We start from the raw sequence: 21,619 nt of genomic DNA on the forward strand, positions 1-21,619 counted from the left end.
ATGAAAAAAGAACTTCAATGCTTGTTAATTATAAGTTTGCTTTTGATGAGTCTCGGAACAGTACCAGCGTTTCAAGGAAACTATGTAGAAGCAGGTAGTGAAAATGTTTTTATCACTGTCGACTCAAGTAACTTTCCAAGTGAAGTAGTGCTTCGCATTTCATTAAACGTTTCAGAGACTTTGAGTGCAGAGAATTTTGAAGTCTATGAAAATGGTGTAAGACAACAAATAACAGGCGTCTATTACACTGGAGAAGGACTTATAATGCCAATAGACGTTGTGTTTATAATAGACAGAAGCGATAGCATGGACAGTTATATAGAGGCTATTAAAAATAGTGCTTATCAATTTTCCTATGACCTCGAAAGAATTGGAGGGGAAAACGTCAGATTTGCTCTTGTAACTTTTGCAAATTATGATGATGCGAGAATAGATCTACCTCTTACAAATAATGTTTCTGAGTTTGTGGAAGCACTGAATTCCATATATACAGCAGGAGGTACAGAGTGGAGTTTTGGTGGAATCCTCAAGGCACTTGATTTGGAATTCAATCCAAATGCTCAGAAAGTGTTTATAGTTGTAACAGACGAAGATGATCAGTCTCCTTATTCTGTTGAAGAAGTAGCGAATAATTTGACAGCAGAAGGAGTTTTGTTAGCGCTAGTTTATAACCATAGAGATGGCCAAAAGCTTTCTGCTCTTTCAGAGATGATTGGTGCGTTAGATATAGATATCAGTGAAGTCCAACAGAATGGGTTCGAAGAGGTCTTGCACTATATAACAACGACAATTGGCCAGCAATATCAGATAGTTTACACACCCACCAATCAAAGCATGGATGGGGGTGAAAGACTGGTTAAGGTTATCATAAATCTTCCAGACGGTACCTACATGGAGGCCAATGTAAGTTATATTGCAAAGGAAAGATCTATAAAAAGGTACGAGAAGGTAATGCTGACTGATCAGGAGATACTTAATATACTTGGGGATATTGCTCAGTGGTTTGATGAAAGCAACAGATATCTTTCTATGATGGTAGACAACTATCAAAACATTAATCTTGCAAGTGCTTCGTATTATTCCATGATCCATAGGGAGTACATTCCCCCACTTCCTCTAGAGGAGCCAAGAGAATTCAATGAATTTTTAAGCAAAATAAATGATCTGCCGGATTCCCCTGCCAATACCAGGGAAGTTGAAAATCTCTTAATGTATTTCACTTTGGCATTGAATGAAGAAGGAGATTCTTTAACACTTAAAAATGGTACCACAAATGTTACGATAACACTGTGGAGAGTTATTGGATTTCCACTAGTGCCCGTTGTATCTTCAGAATATCCTATTGGGACTCCACAGATAAGGACAGGGGAAATATATAAAATTAGTATTCAGGATGTCCTACGGAATAGCACTTTCTATATATCACACTCTGTGAGCAAAGGCTCTCCAAGATTCCAACAGGTTGAAATTCAAGACCTAAAGATTCCAGTAGAACCTATTGAAATAAGTACACTCTATGAAAGAGTAACTATTTATCAGCCTATGGAAGTAGATAACAATGCATATTTAGTGCCGAAAATAGAAATGGAAAAAATAATCGGGGGAGTTAGGGGTAAGAATGGTGCCATATTAGCAGCCCCTATGTCGTCTACGGTCAAAACGTTAACTGACTATATAGTTGAGCAAGAGTATGGATACAAGACTTTTAAGAGTACTTCAGTGGATCCATTCTCCTCCCTTTATATATACGCTGGTGTGAGTGGCATTATAGAGGCTAAAGTCAAGTTTTTATTCTGGAGACTTCTTGGGATTGGCGGGGGGCTAGATGTACAATTTCGATATTATCCCGTTAGAGACAGAATGACTATAAGATTGGGAAGTAGAGTTGGAATTGAGTCAATTGCAGGGGAAATATGGCTAATCAGGGGAGTAGAAACTGCCAGTATCTCCAATGCTTCAGAAATTGGTGACATGGTAAAACTATGGTTTCTGTACACATTTACTGACATACCTTTACTTGATCAATTAGCCTACGGGGAGCTTCAAAAGACAATTCTTGACGCTGAATACTCTAAACGCTCGGAATTTCTAAATAGCACTTATCTCTTTGCAGTGGTAGAAAAGAGCTTGAACTTTGGTAAACTACCAGGACAAAGTTTTGTCACAATGTCCCAGTGGGATCGCTGGTCTAGAAGCCCCCATTCAAAACTTACTGTAACACAAGTTAGTAGTATCAAAAACAACCTTTATCGTAGAAGTTTTCAGAACTATGTGTATAAATTTGAAGAAGGTATAAAAATAAGTTACCCAATTATAACAGTGAAAGCCGAAGTTCCCCTCGTCATGGCATACGAAATCCCTTCAGTTGTTTCTGCAGGGATATTTGGAACAGTAAAAGCGTCTGCAGGGGTATCGACAATGCTATATGGTTACCAAATAGTTGATCCGGTAGCGTCAACTTCAGTTGGGACCTATATCATGAATGTGAGTTTAATCTCAGAATCTCCAGTTGATACTAACTCTGATGGTCTTTTTGATGGTTTGAGGCTTACAATAGAAATCCACTCCAATGCAACTGGCGAGTATAATGGACTGTTTTATTTGCTAGCCAACAACACGGTAATAGTTGCGTGGCCAGCGGATCTGTCTATTACTAATAGTTTCACTCTGCTGGAGATCCTAATTCCCAGCCAATATCTTTACTACACCAACTATACTGGCCCATTTGACGTGGGGCTGATAATTGAGGATGAAAATGGGAGTATCGTATATTCCAACTTCAGCTTGGGTAGAACAAACAGCTACGACTACAGGCAGTTTGAGCACGTTACTCCGCAGTTTGACTTTAGGTATGTCCCAGTTGACTCGGACAAGGATGGGAAGTACGATGAAATTCAGGTTAACATCACAGAACTCAACAATCTCACAGGAATTACAATCTCTCCAATACTTATGGCACCGAGCTGGATGGTTTATCTAAATTCTACTAACCTGACCTCTACCAGCGTGTATACCACATACATTGACGGAATGCATGTTAGGAAGTTTATGGGTAACTTCTCCTTTATGATCCATGTGACAAATAAGACAAGTGGAATATATCTTGGATCGTATAACTGGTCTATCAATGTCGACCCTATGAAATTCGAATCGGCATATCCAACAATAGTAGACGTTATTCCTAGAACTATAAATTACAAACCTGCAGTAACTTTTACCGTTAACGTTTCAAGGGATTCAAACATTTCGATAATACTCAAGTATAGTGTTGGTGGACTTGTGTATGACACTTGGGGATACTTTGAGAACGTCACTCCGGGCATACAGAATTTTACTGTCTTCTTAGACCCGTCTGCATTCGTATTGAATAATACTAGAAAAGCCACGCTGTTATCCGCTACTCTGATAACTAATGATTTAACAACTGACTCAGTAAAAATAAACAAGGAAGTATCTTTCTTCTTGTTATCGAGAGCAGATATATTGAACATCGATCAGAACCTCAACGCTGTCAAAAAACTTCTAAACATGACTATAGACCTCATAAGCTATGAAGATGTGAATTCAACAGTAGTTGTTGTACTGTCTTCAGGAAATGTAACTCTTACAAACCTCGCTTATCCAGAAATGCACGAAAAGACAATCTTGGAACTCCCGGTTACATTTAACCTTTCAGGAATTCTCTCGAACGTCAGTGAAAATGGAACGCTTAGTGTTATAATGTACGATGAGAATGGAGAACTGTTAAAAATGAAAACTGTAAACGTGGACTTATCTCCTCTATTTACTCCAGGCCACTTGAGGGTTTATTCTAATCCCTCTGGAGCCAGCGTGTACATTAATAATGTTTACTTTGGGACTACGCCCTTGGAGGTTGACCTTCTACCAGGAGAATATACGTTAGAGCTTTCCAAAGAAGGTTATCAAAAGCTTATTATCTCCGTTACAATAAATTCGGGAGAAAGCAAAACAATTTATGCAACTCTATCACCCGGTTTCCTCCCAGCAACGCTTGAAATTTCATCGTTCCCCTCTGGGGCCAAAGTATACATTGATGATGAACTTAAGGGACTTACCCCATTAACTGTAGAAGTCTCCCCAGGAACTCACACTGTGAAGTTAATTAGGGATGGGTATCATGAGTATGTTACCACATTAACTATAGATCAAGGGGAAACTATAACAATTAACGTGAGACTAACTCCATTAGTTAACTACGCACCGTTCTCTATTGGGGACTACACTACAGTAGTGAATAATGCTAGTTCGGTGTTCTTTGTCTTCAATAATTATGGGACGCCTGATGCTTTCTCTGTTTCTCAGTACGTGTCAAGAACGCTTCCAATTGACAAGCGTGCTGTTTCAAGATTAGCCAGAGAATTTGATTTCAATGAAGTAGCTTCTAATGACCTTATCATCTCTGTTGGTGGGCCTTTGGTTAACAATGTTACTGCAAGGTATGATAATGCTTCAGCAGTGCATATGAGTATTAGTGGGGGGAGTATAACTATTGTAACACCTCAGGAGAATATCACTTGGATTGTCCCTAGACCTTGGTGGAATGTTACAGAGGGATACTTTATTATTCAAGCCTTCTATGACAGGGAGTTTAATACTACAGTGTTTACAATCTATGGTACTGATGCTGATAGTACTGCGGCTGGGGCTTACTACTTCCTCACTGAAGTCTATCCAAACATTGCTGCTTATAACAGCATATCGTACATTGTTGGAAAATGGGAGGATACTGAAGCAGGAGCAGACATTCCACTGCCAGGAGCGAACCTTGGAGATACAAGCGGATTCAGCGCCGGAGACACAATCACAGTAATCTTTATAGGCTGAAGCCTTTTTCCAACCTTTCTTTTCTCCTTTTGTTATTCAGTTATCGCAAGATTTTTAATTACCAATATTTTACCATTCTATGGGGGATTAGGAAGTGAAAGAGAAATATTATCTTATTGCATTGATAATTGTTCTTTCTCTTTCTATAGTTGTCTTAATAAACATACAGAATCCTTCTGAAGGATTTTCAAAGGTGTACTTTGAAAATTTAACAGTTCCTGAATATATTATTCCTAACAAAACATATACAATGATGTTTGTAATTGAGTCGCATGAGCTATATCCTGTTAATTACTCCTTTGAAGTATATGTTAATGATGAGTTGATTAAGCAGGGAAAAGTGGCTGTAAATCCTGGACAGCGAAATGAGATACCATTTGAATTTTCAATATCTAAAGTAAGCTACGAAAAAGTGGTACTAACCCATGAGCAGAACATTTACTTTGTAAATGGTTTGTCACTTATTGTAGGAAATATATTAAGATTTCAAAATTTGATGTCCAATATGAGTGCTGATGAACTCTTATACTTAATCAACCACACTCCAGTTATGTATGATGGTTCGAATAATCTAACGTTTATCTTAGATGTCTCAAGGAATATCTCAATTACCCAAACAAGAATCATCAAAAACTCTGCTAAAATAAAGGAAGTTTACCAGTTTAATATGAGCAAAGTCGGGGATGAGAGCTATAAAGTCGTTACATCCTTTCTGAAAACAAAGTACATCCCTGAGCCTGTTATTATGAAAGTTGTGGTAAAATCAAGCACTGGTAAAGTTTATCAGCTATCCGCAACCATAGAGGTGAAAGGTGAGAAATAATGCTTATTACTTTTCTCCTTTTGTTGTTTTTGATGGTTAGTTTATACGTCCTTTTCTTTGAATCTAATTGTAAAGCTAAGCTTGGTATAATAGCTATTGTTTCCTTAGTTGTAACATATTATATTAGGGTTGGATTTGGGCGATACTTCACTACTATTGATGAATCATATTATATTTCCCTTATTGGAAATCCAGTTTGGTACAAAACATCTATAGTTTCTGGGTTTGTAGTTCCATTCCTATTACATTCTATAAGGATCTTGCTAGGTATAGATCCTGTTAGCTTGGTAGTCTATTATTCATTGGCTTTTGCAGTCCTTTATGTAGGTATAATCTACTGGGCATATACAAGGGTAGGGATTTCAAAGAAATACTCTACTATTTCGCTTGCAGTCTTGTTTGTGTCAAGCTTTTATATTTGGTCATTCATACAAATTCGTCCGCAGCAGTTGGGTATACTTGTTGGACTTTCAATAGTTTCCTTGTTTATGAGCATAAAGCCTAACAAGATGTTCTTCATAATAATGCCTGTATTGTTCACTTTATTGATTTTTACCCATATCTTCTCCTTTTTTCTTTTCTCGATACTTTTGATGGCATACTTTGTTTTAGTTTTCATTAAATCTGAATCATCGGAAGAAGTCTTCAAAAAGTTTCTTGGTATATCTTTTGCTGTGCTCATAGCATGGCTGGCTTTCTTATCTTTCCCCTATTCAAGCAGAACAATACGCACTTTAGTTTGGTTGTTAAATAGCATGCCCCAATTCGACAATTTTCAGTTGTTACTAAACTATTTCTCTTCTCTTTCTACTTTTGCATATATCATGCTGGTATTTCTCATATATCATGCAGGGAAATTCCTCCATAGTAGATATCTTAACGACCTCGTGAATCTTTGGGAATCTCTTAGGGGAATACTGATTAAATTCTCATTACAAATAATTTTCTTAGCATTGATATTTTTATCTGTTGGTTTTTACATTCAATTCAAGCTTGGGGCAAGTACGTATACTAAGATATACAGAGGGTCGGTCTTGACTCTGGTGTTCTTCCAGTTGGGGAATATATTTTTTGGGTTTATGTTCGTTAGAGGATTTTTAGATAAATTAAAAGATAATACACTTACAGAATTTGATATTATGGCAATTATATGGATATTTATTGGAATTGCAATGCTTTTCATATCCTTTTTTATGCCGAAAGGTAGTGCAATATGGGGGTTTAGTAACTGGATGGTAAGAGTTGCACAGTACTTTGTAATATTCGCCGCTCCCACTGTTACCTATGCGTTATATAAGGACATTAAGGCAATGGGATTGTCCCATTTAAAGCTCGCTATTTCTATATTGATTTCGGTGTTAATAGTAATTAGCATGATAAACACTGCCAGACCTCCACAAATATATGACTATGATATTGTTTGGAGTGACGAGATGATTGACGTTGCCAAAGAAGTCAGACTTTCAAATACGTTAATGTTTAGGTACAACGTTTCACCATATTTGAAGTTTGCTATGGAGAACTTACTGAAGGCTTATGGAAAGCCTGTGGAGATTACACAAGGTTCAAGTATAGTCCTGTCCTCTGATGCTATATATGTGTATGGTAGCAACTACCATCCTCTTTCATTAGGGTTTTTCTCTAAAAAAAGAGGCCCAGTAATTGTAATTTTGGGAACATCAAATCCAAAAGTTAAGCAATACTTCACTACTTTATTAAACAAGGAATTTCCAGCATTAATCATAGGTGAGATAGACAATTGTGAAATGTATATTAAGCAGGGATATCCACTTATTGTCATGGGAGGGAAATTAGCAAACAAATGCACCCAGCTATTAGAAAAAAATAGAGCAATGTTAGTTTATATGGATAAAGATTCCGTGGTTACTCCCTATTTCACGTACTCAGTTCCATCTCCCAAAAAAGAATGGTGGAATGTTAATGAAGGTCTTTTTGTCATTCAAGCAGTTAAGTACCATGGAGCTCCAATACTGATAATTGAGGGTACAAATATAGATGCTACTGTTGCTGGAGTTTGGTACTTTGTGAATAAAGTTTCCCAAGACATAGAAAAGTATAAAAATACCTATTATATTGTCGGTAAATGGATTGAATCGGATAACAAAGTACTTCGCTTCCTTAAGTTTGATCCAAACGACAACAATGGCTTCAGTGAGGGTGATACTGTTGAAATTATTGAGATTGGATAACTTGTGGAAACGATCTGAAATTGTTCCAGTTATTATATTCATTGTCGCTTTTTTAATTAGAGTACGAAATCTTTCGAGACCATTTACGGAGTACTTTAGATATATCAATGCTCAGTATGCAACATATGCTCGGAACTATATTTGGTATGGATATTTGAAAACGAAATTTGGCTTAGTATCAACGCCATGTTACATCAATAATACTGATAATTTTTCTTATTACTTCCATCATCCTCCTATGATTAGTATTCTTACATCGATATATTTTAGACTTTTTGGTATAAGTGAAAGTAGTGTTCGATTGACTGAAATCTCCCTTTCTATGTTAACTTTGCTTATGATATACATTATTTCTAAAACAATATGGAATAAAAGTGTTGCAATTGTTTCAATGTTTATTTTTGCGTTTTTACCGATTTCTGCTTATTATGATAGGATAATTGCGCCCGACTACTCTATCATGCCTTTTGTATTGGCCACGGTCTATTTTTATATTAGGTACCATCAAACTCTAAAAAGCGAAAACTTATACCTAATGGCACTTTTCTTGTATATTGCAACCTGGTTTGACTGGCAAGCCTACTTGATAATTCCCGGTGTATTACTACATTCACTCATGAAAGATAAGCTCTCCAAATTCTCTATTCGCATTGGTATCTTTCTAATTGTGGGCGCATTTCTTGGGTTTATATCTTATTTGCTATTTGTATATTTATTGGGGGGGTCCCATGAAATAATTGAGTTATACCAAGGATTTTTAACCAGATCTGGCATTAGGATCTATAGAAAATTTGATCGACCAGGAGCAACTTATAAATTTACAATTATTCAATTTATGATGCTGGAGATCAAAAGATCAATAAATCTTTTTACGTCTGTGATCTTAGTATTTACATTGATATGGATTACATACTTTGTCTTGACCAAGCTTGAAAATGATGGATATTTAATTCCATTTTGGATTCATGGCATTTTAAGTATTTTTCTCTTCAGACAAGGTGCGTGGATTCATGATTTTTGGCTATACCAATTAGTTCCTGCAATAGTGTTCTCCTCTAGCAAGGGCATATTAGTATTCTTTAGAACTCTGTCTGCCAAGAGGTCTTATCTAACATCACTACCTCTTTCTATTTTAACGGCTAGTGCATGTATACTTGGTACATTATGGAGTTTATTTTTAGTAGCAGTACTTAAAACGTTCCATAGTAGTAACATTGATGAAATAAGTCTCCTAATTCTTATTATAGCAAGTATAGGAGCATATCTTATGTTTTGGCTGATAATTTCCCATAATATAACTGTTGAGGATGAGAACAACATAGAAAATAATCTCCGGAAATCATTTCCTGTATTACTACTTTCAGTATTATTTATATCATACCTCAAAAATATATTATATCCAAGAGTCCCATACTATGGGCTGATTATAATACTATCAGTGCTCGTATTGGGAGTTTTGTGGTATATAACTGTTGTCAAACAATATGTAAGTGTTGGATTTCTGAAATTTTTTGGAATCTTGATTGTCTTAATGCTCTTTGTATACCAAGCTCTGTATGTTATCCATATTAGAGATAGCTGGGTATATCCAGCTGAATACAGAAAAGGTTTGATTATAAAGAATATAACAACGCCCAATGATAGAATTTTTGCAATTCCTGAAGCGGGTATTCATAGTTATTCCTCAACATTTTATTCAGAAAGATGTGTTGTATTGATATGGACTCTTAGAGATTTAATTAAAAATATTAATGTTACAACTGATGAAACTGGATATATGTATCTTGTAAGTACAGAAGATTTATTTAAGGACAAAAAGTATCAAACATTAGAGGAACATCTAATGGATAATTATCCTTATCTTAAAATAGGTGATTTATATATCTTTAACTTATCGACAATAAATAGATAACTTTTTTATACACTTAGGCGTAACTGTTATTCAAGAAATGCTTTCTTTCTCAGTTAGTTGTTGGTTGGAAATATCTAAATTAACAGCAGATCGGGCTAATTCGGCTTCATTGTAGGATAGATGGCAAAAGCTGATATTGGGGAGGACATAAAAGTTCGGTTTTATATGGTTTGTTATTATCACCGAAATTTTTTACATGAACCAAATTATTAGCAAATTCATCAGGATGATCAACTGAAACGATGTGCGATCAACTTACGAAAAGCTTTTATATTTTATGTTCCTAATATTAATTGTAAACTCTAACAGAGGGGAAGTTGTATGAAAAAGCTCCTGCTGATAGTACTGGTTGCTGGAATACTCATAGGAGCGGCAGGAATCCAGGTGGGAAATGCTTTATTCAGTGACAAAAGCATTTCGAAAGGCAATGAAATATCCACAGGGGAGTTTGATATAGGAATAAGCAAAGATGGAAGCAGATTTTATGATGATCTGAAGCTTTTTGAGTTCTCAAATCTAAAGCCCGGTGACTACAGGGAGTTCAGCTTTTACATAAAGAACAGAGGGGATGTTGGAGTCTCGAGGATCCTCCTCTCCCTTAACGTTGAGGATTTAGAGGATGGAAAACTTACGGATGCTGAATCTCTTGTTGATAATACCACAGACACAGGCGAGCTGAGCAAAAACATTATCATAGCAAAGCTCTCCGTGACAAAGGACAGCCAAACGTACTCACTGGATGACTATGTTGGAAAGACGCTGAAGGAAATCAGCGGCAAGCAAATACTTCTCCCCAGGGATCTCTTAAAGCCTGGAGAAAATATTAAAGTCACCGTTGGCTTTAAGCTCAAAGATGATGCCGGAAATGAGTGCCAGACAGATATTGCGAGGATAACCCTGAACATCTATGCCGAGCAGTGAGTTTTTAAACTTCCCCCCCTTTTCTCTTTTGGTGTCCGCAATGCTTGGTATAATATTCGACATGGATGGGGTAATTTACAGGGGAAACACTCCAATTGAGGGGGCAAAAGAGGTGATTGACTATTTAAAATCGAGAAACGTTCCTTTTGTATTTCTCACCAATAACTCAACAAAAAATGCAAAGATGTATAGGGAAAAACTCCTAAATCTGGGGATTGATGTTGAAGAAGATTGGATAATAACTTCAGGTTATGCAACCGCCCGCTATCTGCAGAAGCACTTCAGGAAAGGAAAGGTTTTTGTAATCGGGGGAAAAGGCCTTGTTGAAGAAATTAAGAACATCGGCTGGGAGATTATGAGTGTTGGGGAAGCTAAGGAAAGATGGAGAGAAATAGAGTATGTCGTTGTGGGACTTGACACGAAACTGACTTACGAGAAATTAAAGTATGGGACTTTGGCAATTAGGAACGGTGCAAAGTTCATTGGTACTAACCCAGATACGACTTACCCTGGGGAGGAAGGTATTCTGCCAGGAGCTGGCTCAATCTTGGCAGCGTTAAAAGCATCAACGGATGTTGAGCCATTAATAATTGGAAAACCCAATGAGCCTGTTTTTGAAGTGGTTAAAGAAAAGCTCACCGCAGATGAAATCTGGGTTGTTGGTGACAGACTTGACACGGACATAGCATTTGCAAAAAGAATAGGGGCAAAAGCGATAATGGTCTTAACTGGTGTAAACACACTGAAGGACATTGAGAAAAGTAAAATAAAGCCTGATCTGGTTTTGCCCAGCATAAAAGAACTTCTGGAATATTTAAAAGTCCATATCAATGATTAAATATTTAACCTTGTGTTCCAAATAATATGAGTGAGGGATTTCATCATGGAGAGATTTGAAATTGACAGGGAAGTTGAGGAAAAGGTTGATCAAATCTTACAGAAGCTTGTCAAACTTCCTCTCGAGAAAATACTTAGCTACGCATTAAAGGGCGAAGAAGACGCCATACAGCTTTATAAATTTCTATCACAGCACATAGAGGAACCACATGCGAAAATGAAGTTTGAACAGTTCATTAAAATAGAGTCAGGACATAAGAAGAAAATTCGCAAAGTATTTGAAGAGCTGTTTCCAGGCGTTGAACCCTCCGAAATACCACTTCCCTCTTGGGTTGAGGTATCATTCCAAGACGTTAGAAAGGATATTAAAACAGCAGAGGACTACCTCAGCATTTTGAAGGTTGCAATAAGCTCTGAAAAGCTTGCCGAAAAAAGTATCAATTTGTTGCCCAAGCTCTCATCAAAGAGTACGCTGATTTGTTCACTTCACTTGCTAAAGATGAAAGGCAGCATTACGATTTTCTTGTTAACCAGTATCTCTTTTATAAGCGTGCCAAAGCTGAAGAGGATATGCATGAGAGAATAAATAAGCTGCTTGGAAAGGAGTAGATACGGATGAAAGTTCAGGAGCTCCTTGAGAAGATCGCCTGGCAGGAGAATGAACTCTACAACCTGTACAAGCTCGGTGAGACCTTTGCAGTCTATGAAACACCGCGGCTGGCTGAGCATTTCAACTGGTTGGCAAGTGAAGAGCTCAGGCACAGGAATACTGTGCAAACATTCATCAAAGAAAAAACGCTGGAAAACAGTGCGGTTATTGATCACTTGGATGCATTAAGTCTTGAGCCCTACTTAACCGATGAAAGGGTTGAGCCAGAGGACTTGGAGGATCTCATTCTTGAAGCCCTCATCAGAGAAAAGCACAGTTATGAGCTCTATCAAAAGCTCAGCGAAATATTGGATGGTTCCCTTTCCCAAATCTTCAGAATGATGAGTCAAGAGGAGCTTAAGCACGCTTACAGGCTAAAGATAATGTACGAAACTGTTCACAGATAATGGATAAATTATCCGACATATCCCTTTTTCTATCAACTCCTTTTACGACAGAGTGCCAGCATAATATTTGTCATCTTGGCGAACCAAACATGGGCAAGGTATATTTACCCCGATTCCCAAATTCATAGCACTGATATTTCTACTAATACACATAATAACGCTAAATAATATGACAGGGGTGTTCATATGGCAGTTGAAAAAGTGATGAAAAGAGATGGAAGAATTGTTCCTTTTGATGAAGGGCGTATAAGATGGGCTATACAAAGGGCAATGTGGGAAGTTGGGGTAAGGGATGAAAAGCTTTTAGATAAAGTGGTCAAAGATGTCGTTGGCAGAATAAATGAGCTATATGATGGAAAGATACCCCACATTGAGAATATTCAGGATATTGTGGAGCTTGAGCTAATGCGCAACGGTCTCTTTGACGTTGCTAAGGCTTATATCCTTTACAGAAAGAAAAAGGCAGAGATCAGAGAGGAGAAGAAGAAGATACTCAACAAAGATAAGCTGGATGAAATTGATAAGCGCTTTTCTATCAACGCCCTAAGGGTTTTGGCCAGCAGATACCTTATGAAGAATGAAGAAGGAAAAATAATTGAAAGCCCCCGTGAGCTGTTTGAGAGAGTTGCGATTCTTGCTGTAATCCCTGATCTGCTCTATGACGATAGGGTTTTCTCTAAGGAGGGAGGCTTTGCTCAAGATTTAAAGAGGGTTGATTATTATAGGGAGCATCTTGACGAATTTGATAAAAAGTTGAGCATTGGAAGATTTAAACTAAATAAATACCATTTCGAGAGATTTCTTTCACTTTATCAGGAGCTTGCAGAAAAAGGTCAGATGAAAGTCAGCATTGATGAGATCGTTAAGATGCTTGAAGACGGTGCATTTGATAAGTACGAAAAGGAAATTGAGGAGTACTTCCGCTTGATGACTAATCAAATCTTCATGCCAAACACTCCAGCCTTAATCAACGCGGGCAGACCTCTGGGAATGTTATCAGCATGCTTCGTTGTCCCAATAGAGGATGATATGGAGAGCATAATGAAAGCAGCTCATGATGTTGCAATGATACAAAAAATGGGTGGAGGCACTGGAGTCAATTTCTCAAAGCTCCGCCCGGAGGGAGATTTAGTTGGAACAACAACAGGAGCAGCCAGTGGCCCTGTTTCGTTCATGCACCTCATAGATGCCGTTAGCGACGTTATAAAGCAGGGAGGAGTGAGAAGAGGGGCAAACATGGGAATTCTTGAAGTATGGCATCCGGACATTGAGAAGTTCATCCATGCAAAGGAGAAAAACATCGGAACCAACGTTTTGAGCAACTTTAACATTAGTGTAGGCATCTGGGAGGACTTCTGGGAGGCTTTGAAAGAAGGCAGGAAATATCCGCTAATCAACCCAAGGACTGGAAAGAAAGTTAGGGAAGTCGATCCAAAAGCCCTCTTTGAAGAGTTAGCTTACATGGCATGGGCAAAGGCCGATCCAGGCGTCGTGTTCTTTGACGTAATCAACAGGAGGAACGTTCTCGAGAAAGCTAAAGGACAGAAGATAAGGGCAACCAATCCATGTGTTGTTGGAGATACAAGGATTCTCACTGAAAAGGGGGAAATTGAAATAGAGAAGCTCTTTGAGCTGGCAAAGGAAGCTAATATCGACAGACTTGAGGTACTTGATGAAGGGGCTCTTGGAGAGAGAGCTGAGAAATATGCATATCTCTTGCCATTTAAGGTGATTGCATCGAATGGTAAGCCCGTGGAAGCATATGTCTGGAAAGTTGGCTTCAAGCCAAGCATAAAAATCGTTCTTGAAGATGGTCGCGAGTTAACGGGAGATGAGGAACACAAGGTAAAAGTTGGAGATAATTACATTGAGCTCAAAAATATCAAAGTTGGTGATTGCATCGAAGTGTTCAAAGAGGGTTGTAAGAAAGTAGTGGAAGTTGCTTCTGTCGGAAATCAACTCGTCTATACACTCACAATGAAAGAAGTTCATGAATATGTTGCAAATAGCATTATTAGCAGAAACTGTGGAGAAGAGCCCCTCTACGAGTACGAATCATGCAATCTCGCTTCCATAAACCTTGCAAAGTTCGTAAAATACGACGACGAAGGAAAGCCGTACTTCGACTGGGACGAATATGCCTATGTCATTCAAAAAGTTGCCAAATACCTTGACAACTCCATAGATGTCAACAAGTTTCCGCTTCCAGAAATCGATTACAACACCAAGCTGACCAGAAGGATAGGCGTTGGAATGATGGGCTTAGCTGATGCTCTCTTCAAGCTCGGCATTCCTTACAACAGCAAGGAAGGGTTTGACTTCATGAGAAAAGCTACCGAGTATCTCACATTTTACGCTTACAAATACTCTGTTGAAGCGGCGAAGAAAAGGGGAACATTCCCACTCTATGATAAGAGCGATTATCCAGAAGGAAAGCTCCCAGTTGAAGGATTCTATCACAGAGAAATCTGGAATTTACCCTGGGATGAACTTGCTGAAGAAATCAAGAAGTATGGAGTTAGAAATGCAATGGTCACAACCTGCCCACCAACAGGAAGCGTTAGTATGATTGCGGATACCTCGAGCGGAATTGAGCCGATATTTGCCCTTGTTTACAAGAAGAGCGTAACTGTTGGCGAATTCTACTACGTTGACCCAGTTTTTGAAGCTGAACTCAAGAAGAGAGGTCTTTACAGCGATGAGCTGCTGGCAAAGATAAGCAACAACTACGGTTCAGTTCAAGGGCTTGAGGAAATTCCAGAGGACATGCAGCGTGTATTTGTCACGGCAATGGATGTTCACTGGCTTGACCACATCTTGGCTCAGGCATCTATACAGCTCTGGCTGACCGATAGTGCGAGCAAGACCATAAACATGCCAAATGATGCAACGGTTGAGGATGTTAAAGCTGCCTATCTTTTAGCATACAAGCTGGGCTGTAAGGGTGTGACTGTTTACAGAGATGGCTCACTGAGCGTTCAGGTTTACAGCGTTGAGGGTGAAAAGAAGAAGAGGGTTCCAGCAAAGCCCAGTGAATATGCGAAGAGCATCTTGAAGGAGATTGTCGAAAAGGAGCCATGGCTCAGGAGATTTATTGATGTTGAGGCAATACTTAACGGAACAAACGGAAAGAATGATGTCAGCAAGCCCTCACTCCATCTGAGCTTGGACATCGACGTCACCCATCAGCATGTTCAATCTAAAACAGCTGAGGCAAAAAGCGGTGTCTGTCCAGTATGCGGAGCTCCAACGGTCTTTGAAAGTGGCTGTGAAGTTTGTAAGAACTGTGGCTGGAGCAAGTGCGTCATCTCGTGATTTTTTACTTTTATTTTAGGGGTTGTTATGATTTTTACAAAAATTTGTAAACGCTGAATTTTTAAATGGCTTGTGCGATTCTACATTTATCAAGGAGGTGGCAATATGGATAAGGTTTACCTCACATGGTGGCAGGTTGATAGGGCAATATTCTCACTGGCTGATAAGCTTAGGGAGTACAAGCCTGATGTCATTGTTGGAATAGCGAGAGGAGGTTTAATCCCAGCAGTGAGGTTGAGCCATATTTTGGGGGATATAGAGCTCAAAGTCATAGACGTGAAGTTCTACACCGATATCAGCGAACATGCAGAGATGCCAAAAGTGGTAATTCCAATACACGGGGACTTAAAAGGCAAGAGGGTCGTTATTGTGGATGACGTCAGCGACACAGGGAAAACGCTGGAAGTGGTTATAAACGAGGTTAAGAAGCTGGGGGCAGAGGAAATAAAGGTTGCATGTTTAGCTATGAAGCCTTGGACTTCAGTCGTGCCTGATTTTTACGTGTTTAGGACTGACAAGTGGATAGTCTTCCCATGGGAAGAGTTCCCGGTGGTGGTGCGGGAATGAGGGCTTTCATAGCCATTGACATAAGCGACAGCGTTAGAGAAAAGCTTGTTCAAGCTCAGGACAAAATTGCAAGAACAAAGGCTGCCAAGATAAAGTTTGTTGAGCCTGAAAATCTTCACATCACCCTTAAATTTTTGGGGGAAATAACTGGGGAGCAGGCTGAGGAAATAAAGGAAATTCTCCAGAAAATAGCGGCAAAATACAAGAAGCATGATGTCAGAGTCAAAGGAATTGGTGTGTTCCCAAACCCGAACTACATCAGGGTAATCTGGGCTGGTGTTGAAGGCGATGAGATCATAAAAAGTATAGCCAGCGACATAGAAAGGGAGCTGAGAAAGCTCGGCTTTAAAAAGGATAAGGACTTTGTTGCTCATGTGACAATAGGAAGGGTGAAGTTTGTTAAGGACAAGCTTGAGCTTGCCGTTGTTTTAAAGGAGCTGGCAAATGAAGATTTTGGTATTTTCAGAGTTGATGCAATTGAGCTGAAGAAAAGCACCTTAACTCCAAAAGGTCCAATTTATGAAACATTGGCAAGGTTTGAGCTTAGGGATTAGAGCTGGACTAAGAACAGGGGCACAGGGATTATTGCGAGGTTCCTCTCTTCAATGAAGTCAAGCTTGCCTTTTGACAAAAGGATCTTGTTTTTTATTCCCACCCTTGGGAAATCGCTTGGCTTAACTTTATTCTGCCATTTCACTTCAACACCAAAATCTTTTGTTACAAAGTCAACTTCCTTTGCATTATGGAAGAAATACGTATCAAAGTTCCTCTTTATGTGCTCTCCCACAATTCCCTCTACTTTTTTTGCAATTTCAACTTCTATCCCAAATTTCCTTGAAAATGTTTCCAAAATTAATGGATCCAAAAAGTAGAACTTTCTTTCTTTTTTGAAAAGCGGTGTCATTAAGTTTGGCTTTGTTTGAAAATAGTTCCTCCCAATAAAGAGCTCCTCAAATATTTCCAAATACTCCCTAACGGTTACATGCGAACCTATTTCCATTTCCTTTGAAAGGGCATTTAGAGAAAACTTCTCTCCATATCTCTTTAAAATACCTAAAATTATTGAAAGTGCTATCCTTTCACTTCTCCCAAGTTTTGTAACGTCAAATATTGTCGCATTATAAATCATTTCATATGTGTCTGGGCTTATTTCACCACTCTCAAGTAGCTCAAATATCGATTTTGGATAACCTCCAGATGATAGGTAAAAATAAAATGCTTCAAAGAGTTCATCCATGTGGGGGTATAACTCTAAGGCATTTTCATAAAGGATTTTAGGAGAAGTTTCTAATGTTATTTTCTCTAACTCTCTTTTAATCTTTGGATTTAATAACTCAACAACTTTTTTAAAGCTCAATGGCAGAAATTCCTCAACTTTTATTGGTCTTCCAGGAAAGCTTTCCTTTTTCAAGCCAAGGGATGAGGAGCCAGTTATATAAAGGGTGGTATCCTTCTTTAGAGGAGAATCAAGGAAAAACTTTATCGCTCTCTCCCAGCCTTCAACAAATGTTACTTCATCAAGGAACACAAACTTCTTTCCTCTCTGCATTCTTGAGAAGAACTTCAGGATTTCAACTATGTCTCTGTAATCTTTAAGCAAATCACAAGAAAAGTAGAGAATACTCCTTGGGTTGGTTCCTCTTTCAATAAGATCAAGGATTGTAAGTTTTAAATATGTGGTCTTTCCAACTTGCCTTGGACCAACAATTATCTTGTTCCTATTTTCAAATGTGTATCCTATAGGATTTCTCTTTGATAAGGCCTCTTTAACCTTTTCATCCTCATAAATAGCTTTTTTATCTCGCCACCATGGGTTTTGAAATCCTATCAGCTCTTCCATTTTTATCACAATTGATACTGCAGTATCAAATAATATATAAATATTTTGATACTAAAGTATCAGGTTTATAGAGGAAGAGACAGCAACTTTAAAGAAAGGTCAGCAAAAACAAGCACATAGTAAGGGGGTAAGGGTGAAGTGAAAATGAAGGAGCTTTTAAACCAAGTTCTTAAGGAAATCAAGCCAAGTGAGGAAGAAAGGGAACTTGTTGAGAGCATAAAAAGAGAAGTTGAAGGTATTTCAAAAGAGATAATCGCCGTCTTTGATTATGATGTTGAGCCGTATTTCGTTGGTTCTTTAGCCAAGGATACATACCTATCTGGAGATCACGATATTGATCTCTTTTTGGCTTTCCCTCTTGAAGTTCCATTGAGTGAGCTGAGAGAGAAAGGTTTAGAGCTTGCAAAGGCTATTGGGGAAAAGCTTGGGAAATATGAGATCGCCTATGCTGAGCATCCATATGTTAGAGCATTTTACAGGGGATTTAAAGTTGATTTGGTGCCATGTTATAGTGTAAGGAACTGGAGGGATGTGAGGACAGCAGTTGACCGCTCAATACTCCACACGGAATGGGTTTTAAAGCATCTAAATGGCAGAAATGATGAAGTTAGGCTTTTGAAGAAGTTCTTCAAGGGTATTAATGTTTATGGCAGCGAGATCTATGTTAAGGGGTTTTCGGGATATCTCACAGAGCTCCTGATAATAAAGTACGGCTCATTTCTTGATGTTCTTGAGAATCATGAGTTCATGCTCAGGCAAAAGATCATTGACTTGGAAGGCTGGCTGAAGAAAGAGCCGGAAGTAGCAATGAAAACTGTAAAGCGAGAGGCTGATGCTGATGTCCCGTTGATAATAATTGACCCAGTTGATCCAAGGAGGAACGTTGCTTCAGCTTTAAGCTGGGAAAAGTTTGGAATTTTCTACTTCAAAGCCAAGCAGTTTTTAGAGAAACCTTCAAGAGAGTTCTTTTTCCCAAGGCAGAAGCAGAAGAGGGACTACAAAAAGCTTTTGAGAAAAAAAGAAACAAAGCTTGTAACTCTGCTCTTTGAGAAGCCGGACTTAATCGATGATCTGCTTTTGCCTCAGCTTGAAAAAAGCGCAAAAGGGTTTATGAAAGCCTTAGAGCTTCGAGGCTTTAAAGTATTTGAGGCTCACTGGGGCTACAAAAATAAAGCCTTCATAATGCTCGAAGTTGACAGAACTGAAAAGCCAAGAATTGGGATTAAACCCGGTCCGGAGTTCTTTACGGAGAGGGGGCTGAGGTTTTACTCAAAGAATCAAAAAGTTTGGATTCGTGGAAAGCGTTTATATTCAGAGAAAGTGGTAGAGGAGAGTATAGTTGATGCTATCAGAGAGCTCTTAGAGAAGAACCAAGTTTCTCTGGGGAAGCAGATTAAGGAACATATAACGCAGGCAGACATCTTAATTAACTTCGTTCCTCCAGAGCTAAGCGATGAGGCGTATCTGTTCTTAAGCAGGGAAAAATGGAATTTAAAAGGCTAAACACCTCTATGCTCACACCATTCTTTGTTCTCCCATCTCCCATGAACCTCCCCCGGAATGTGTCCTGTATCAGCGACTGCCTGTTTTAAGTCGTATAAACTTTCTATTGCACTCCGAATGTCCCTTGGTAGATCTTCTTTTGCTGCATATAACGCTGCTCTCGTGACGACGTTGTACCTGCTGTTGGGGACTTCACTTTTAAGCGAGGCAAACCATGCTTCTTCGCTTGTCTCCCAACCTTCCAGTCCCTTCATTCTGAACAGATCATAATCGTAGTAGAGCTGTGGAAATGCCAACAGCTTCATGTATTCAAGCAGTAAGAAGTTCGCCCTTTCGCTGTTTTCTTCCATGTAAAGCTCTATCAGTTCAATCAGGGCTTTGCTTATGGCTATAACGTTCCCAAAGGTTACCCGTGTGTCTATGTTCTCCCAGAATCTTGGGCATGAATGATTTGCCAGGAGCATTATGTAGTAAATCCTTCCAAGCTTCAAGGTGAGGGCAGGATCTGCATCCTTCACTGGTTCGGTAACATAGTCAACGCTTGTGTCCATGTCGAAGTACTCGTAATGCTCACGGAAAAATATTCTGGCATATCTAACTAAGAACTCCTTTATGCTGTTGCTATCAGCACGTGAGTACTTTTTAATCAGATCCATAACTCCAAAGCGAACTGCTCTGTTGAGCTCGCGGAAGAGCTTTGTAAATGCAAACTTCCAAAGCTGGGAGACCTTTTCCCCCTTATACCACCGGTGTATTACTTTGTTATCCTCCCTCCTGACCCCTGTCCACCTCATGTCTCCTGTTCTCCCATCTATGCTCAGATCATAGTAATCGCTCCAGCTTGAGTAGTCCTTAACATTGATCTTAAACTGCTCACTGCACTCACCGTGGAGGCATCTGTATTCCCCGCTCACCTTTTTCCTAACGAATTCAACTGCATTAACGGCCTCAACGCCTCTCTCTTCAAGTCCCTTGATCCATTTTAGGAACTTGTCAAGCTGCTGGGGATTGCTGAGCAAAGCTTCCAGGTCGCTTGAGAGGAACACCAGATAGGGAATGCCGCTGTTTTCTTTGAAGACATCGATTCTTCCCTCAGAAACTGCCCTTATGAGTCCCTCAGCATCCAGTGTGTTGAACGCAAAAGCATCGCTCAGCTGGTGATCCCTGCCGAACACGAAGGCAGTTTTTCCATCGCATTTGTATGTGTTGCATGAGTATTTTGCCTGCGGTATATTCAAACCTATGAACTGCCTCTCATCAAGTAGAAATACAACCTTTTTTTCAGTTGCTTCGGTAATGATTCCTGCGGTTTTCCTTGTTATGACATTTTCAGGAAGCCAGAATCCGACAATGCTTTTGTCTCTTATAAAAGGTTCATAAAAGTCAAAGGAGACCTTGGCTAAAATCTCCTGCTCAAAAATACTCAAATGCGGCATTATCGGGTGAAATGGTACTGTGGGAACAACTTCAACGTGATTCTGTAGAGTTTCTACAATCTGGGAGTAAATCTTTGGCTTGTGTTCAAGTATCATGTAAAGTGTGAAGGGCTCAAAGTCAACACTTACGCTGTTTTTTCTAAGCAGTAAAAGAGTATCGTCAACATATTCGTAGGCTTTAATGACTGCCCTTGTCCAGTTTCTCCCTTTGACCTCTATGTCTCTGATCTCCAGTGAGACAGGGCTTAATCTTTCGGAGTATTTTATCGGATCCCATCCAGAACCGTCGTGAATGTAGATTATATCCCCCGGCTGGTATGCGTGAAAGTGATAGCCGAATTTTTGGAACATGAT

General features: G+C 39.0%; 14 protein-coding genes and 1 pseudogene. 13 read left to right on the plus strand and 2 right to left on the minus strand.

The features are described from left to right. From TERMP_RS10525 to thpR, 12 genes and pseudogenes are all read left to right on the plus strand, one after another. Positions 1–4,845: a PEGA domain-containing protein gene (locus TERMP_RS10525; protein WP_013468396.1), complete on the plus strand. Its 4,845-nt coding sequence runs from the start codon at positions 1–3 to the stop codon at positions 4,843–4,845. A 94-nt stretch (positions 4,846–4,939) separates the two neighbouring features. Then, the gene (locus TERMP_RS10530) at positions 4,940–5,668 is read left to right on the plus strand and encodes a hypothetical protein (RefSeq protein ID WP_013468397.1); all 729 of its coding nucleotides are present in this window, start codon (positions 4,940–4,942) and stop codon (positions 5,666–5,668) included. 32 nt (positions 5,669–5,700) lie between these two features. Then, the gene (locus TERMP_RS10535) at positions 5,701–7,878 is read left to right on the plus strand and encodes a hypothetical protein (protein WP_148221095.1); all 2,178 of its coding nucleotides are present in this window, start codon (positions 5,701–5,703) and stop codon (positions 7,876–7,878) included. Beyond that, positions 7,832–8,500, plus strand: a pseudogene (locus TERMP_RS11795) (ArnT family glycosyltransferase); the annotation flags it as partial. The gene TERMP_RS10535 and the pseudogene TERMP_RS11795, both read left to right, overlap by 47 nt. Before the next feature lie 273 nt (positions 8,501–8,773). After that, the gene (locus TERMP_RS11710; protein WP_237702826.1) at positions 8,774–9,790 is read left to right on the plus strand and encodes a hypothetical protein; all 1,017 of its coding nucleotides are present in this window, start codon (positions 8,774–8,776) and stop codon (positions 9,788–9,790) included. Positions 9,791–10,111: 321 nt separating this feature from the next. Continuing rightward, positions 10,112–10,711 (plus strand): TasA family protein, encoded by a 600-nt coding sequence (locus tag TERMP_RS10545; RefSeq protein WP_013468400.1) that lies wholly within the window; start codon positions 10,112–10,114, stop codon positions 10,709–10,711. A gap of 40 nt (positions 10,712–10,751) precedes the next feature. Next, complete coding sequence (locus TERMP_RS10550; protein WP_013468401.1) at positions 10,752–11,549, plus strand: HAD-IIA family hydrolase; 798 nt, start codon at positions 10,752–10,754, stop codon at positions 11,547–11,549. A gap of 45 nt (positions 11,550–11,594) precedes the next feature. Further along, entirely contained in the window at positions 11,595–12,134 is a 540-nt protein-coding gene (locus tag TERMP_RS10555; protein WP_013468402.1) for a ferritin-like domain-containing protein, read from the plus strand. Positions 12,135–12,163: 29 nt separating this feature from the next. Beyond that, positions 12,164–12,604: a ferritin family protein gene (locus tag TERMP_RS10560; protein ID WP_013468403.1), complete on the plus strand. Its 441-nt coding sequence runs from the start codon at positions 12,164–12,166 to the stop codon at positions 12,602–12,604. Between the two features lie 186 nt (positions 12,605–12,790). Beyond that, positions 12,791–15,919 carry an adenosylcobalamin-dependent ribonucleoside-diphosphate reductase gene (locus TERMP_RS10565; RefSeq protein ID WP_013468404.1) on the plus strand — a complete coding sequence of 1,043 codons (3,129 nt, stop codon included), beginning with the start codon at positions 12,791–12,793 and terminating at the stop codon, positions 15,917–15,919. 105 nt (positions 15,920–16,024) lie between these two features. Then, entirely contained in the window at positions 16,025–16,486 is a 462-nt protein-coding gene (locus tag TERMP_RS10570; protein ID WP_013468405.1) for a phosphoribosyltransferase, read from the plus strand. Beyond that, positions 16,483–17,040, plus strand: a complete 558-nt coding sequence (gene thpR / locus TERMP_RS10575) for an RNA 2',3'-cyclic phosphodiesterase (protein ID WP_013468406.1) — start codon at positions 16,483–16,485, stop codon at positions 17,038–17,040. Before TERMP_RS10570 ends, thpR begins: the two co-directional genes overlap by 4 nt. Here the strand turns inward: thpR and TERMP_RS10580 are convergent. Next, positions 17,037–18,326 carry an ATP-binding protein gene (locus TERMP_RS10580; RefSeq protein ID WP_013468407.1) on the minus strand — a complete coding sequence of 430 codons (1,290 nt, stop codon included), beginning with the start codon at positions 18,324–18,326 and terminating at the stop codon, positions 17,037–17,039. The genes thpR and TERMP_RS10580 overlap by 4 nt on opposite strands. 144 nt (positions 18,327–18,470) lie before the next feature. Between TERMP_RS10580 and cca the strand changes: the two genes are divergently transcribed. Next, complete coding sequence (gene cca, locus TERMP_RS10585) at positions 18,471–19,829, plus strand: CCA tRNA nucleotidyltransferase (RefSeq protein WP_013468408.1); 1,359 nt, start codon at positions 18,471–18,473, stop codon at positions 19,827–19,829. Here the strand turns inward: cca and TERMP_RS10590 are convergent. Beyond that, a complete protein-coding gene (locus tag TERMP_RS10590) occupies positions 19,826–21,616 on the minus strand; it encodes a polysaccharide deacetylase family protein (RefSeq protein WP_013468409.1) in 1,791 nt (596 codons plus the stop codon). The two genes, cca and TERMP_RS10590, sit on opposite strands and share 4 nt — an antisense overlap. Positions 21,617–21,619: the final 3 nt, after the last annotated feature.

The sequence above is a fragment of the Thermococcus barophilus MP genome (assembly GCF_000151105.2).
In the GTDB taxonomy this organism is placed as follows: domain Archaea; phylum Methanobacteriota_B; class Thermococci; order Thermococcales; family Thermococcaceae; genus Thermococcus_B; species Thermococcus_B barophilus.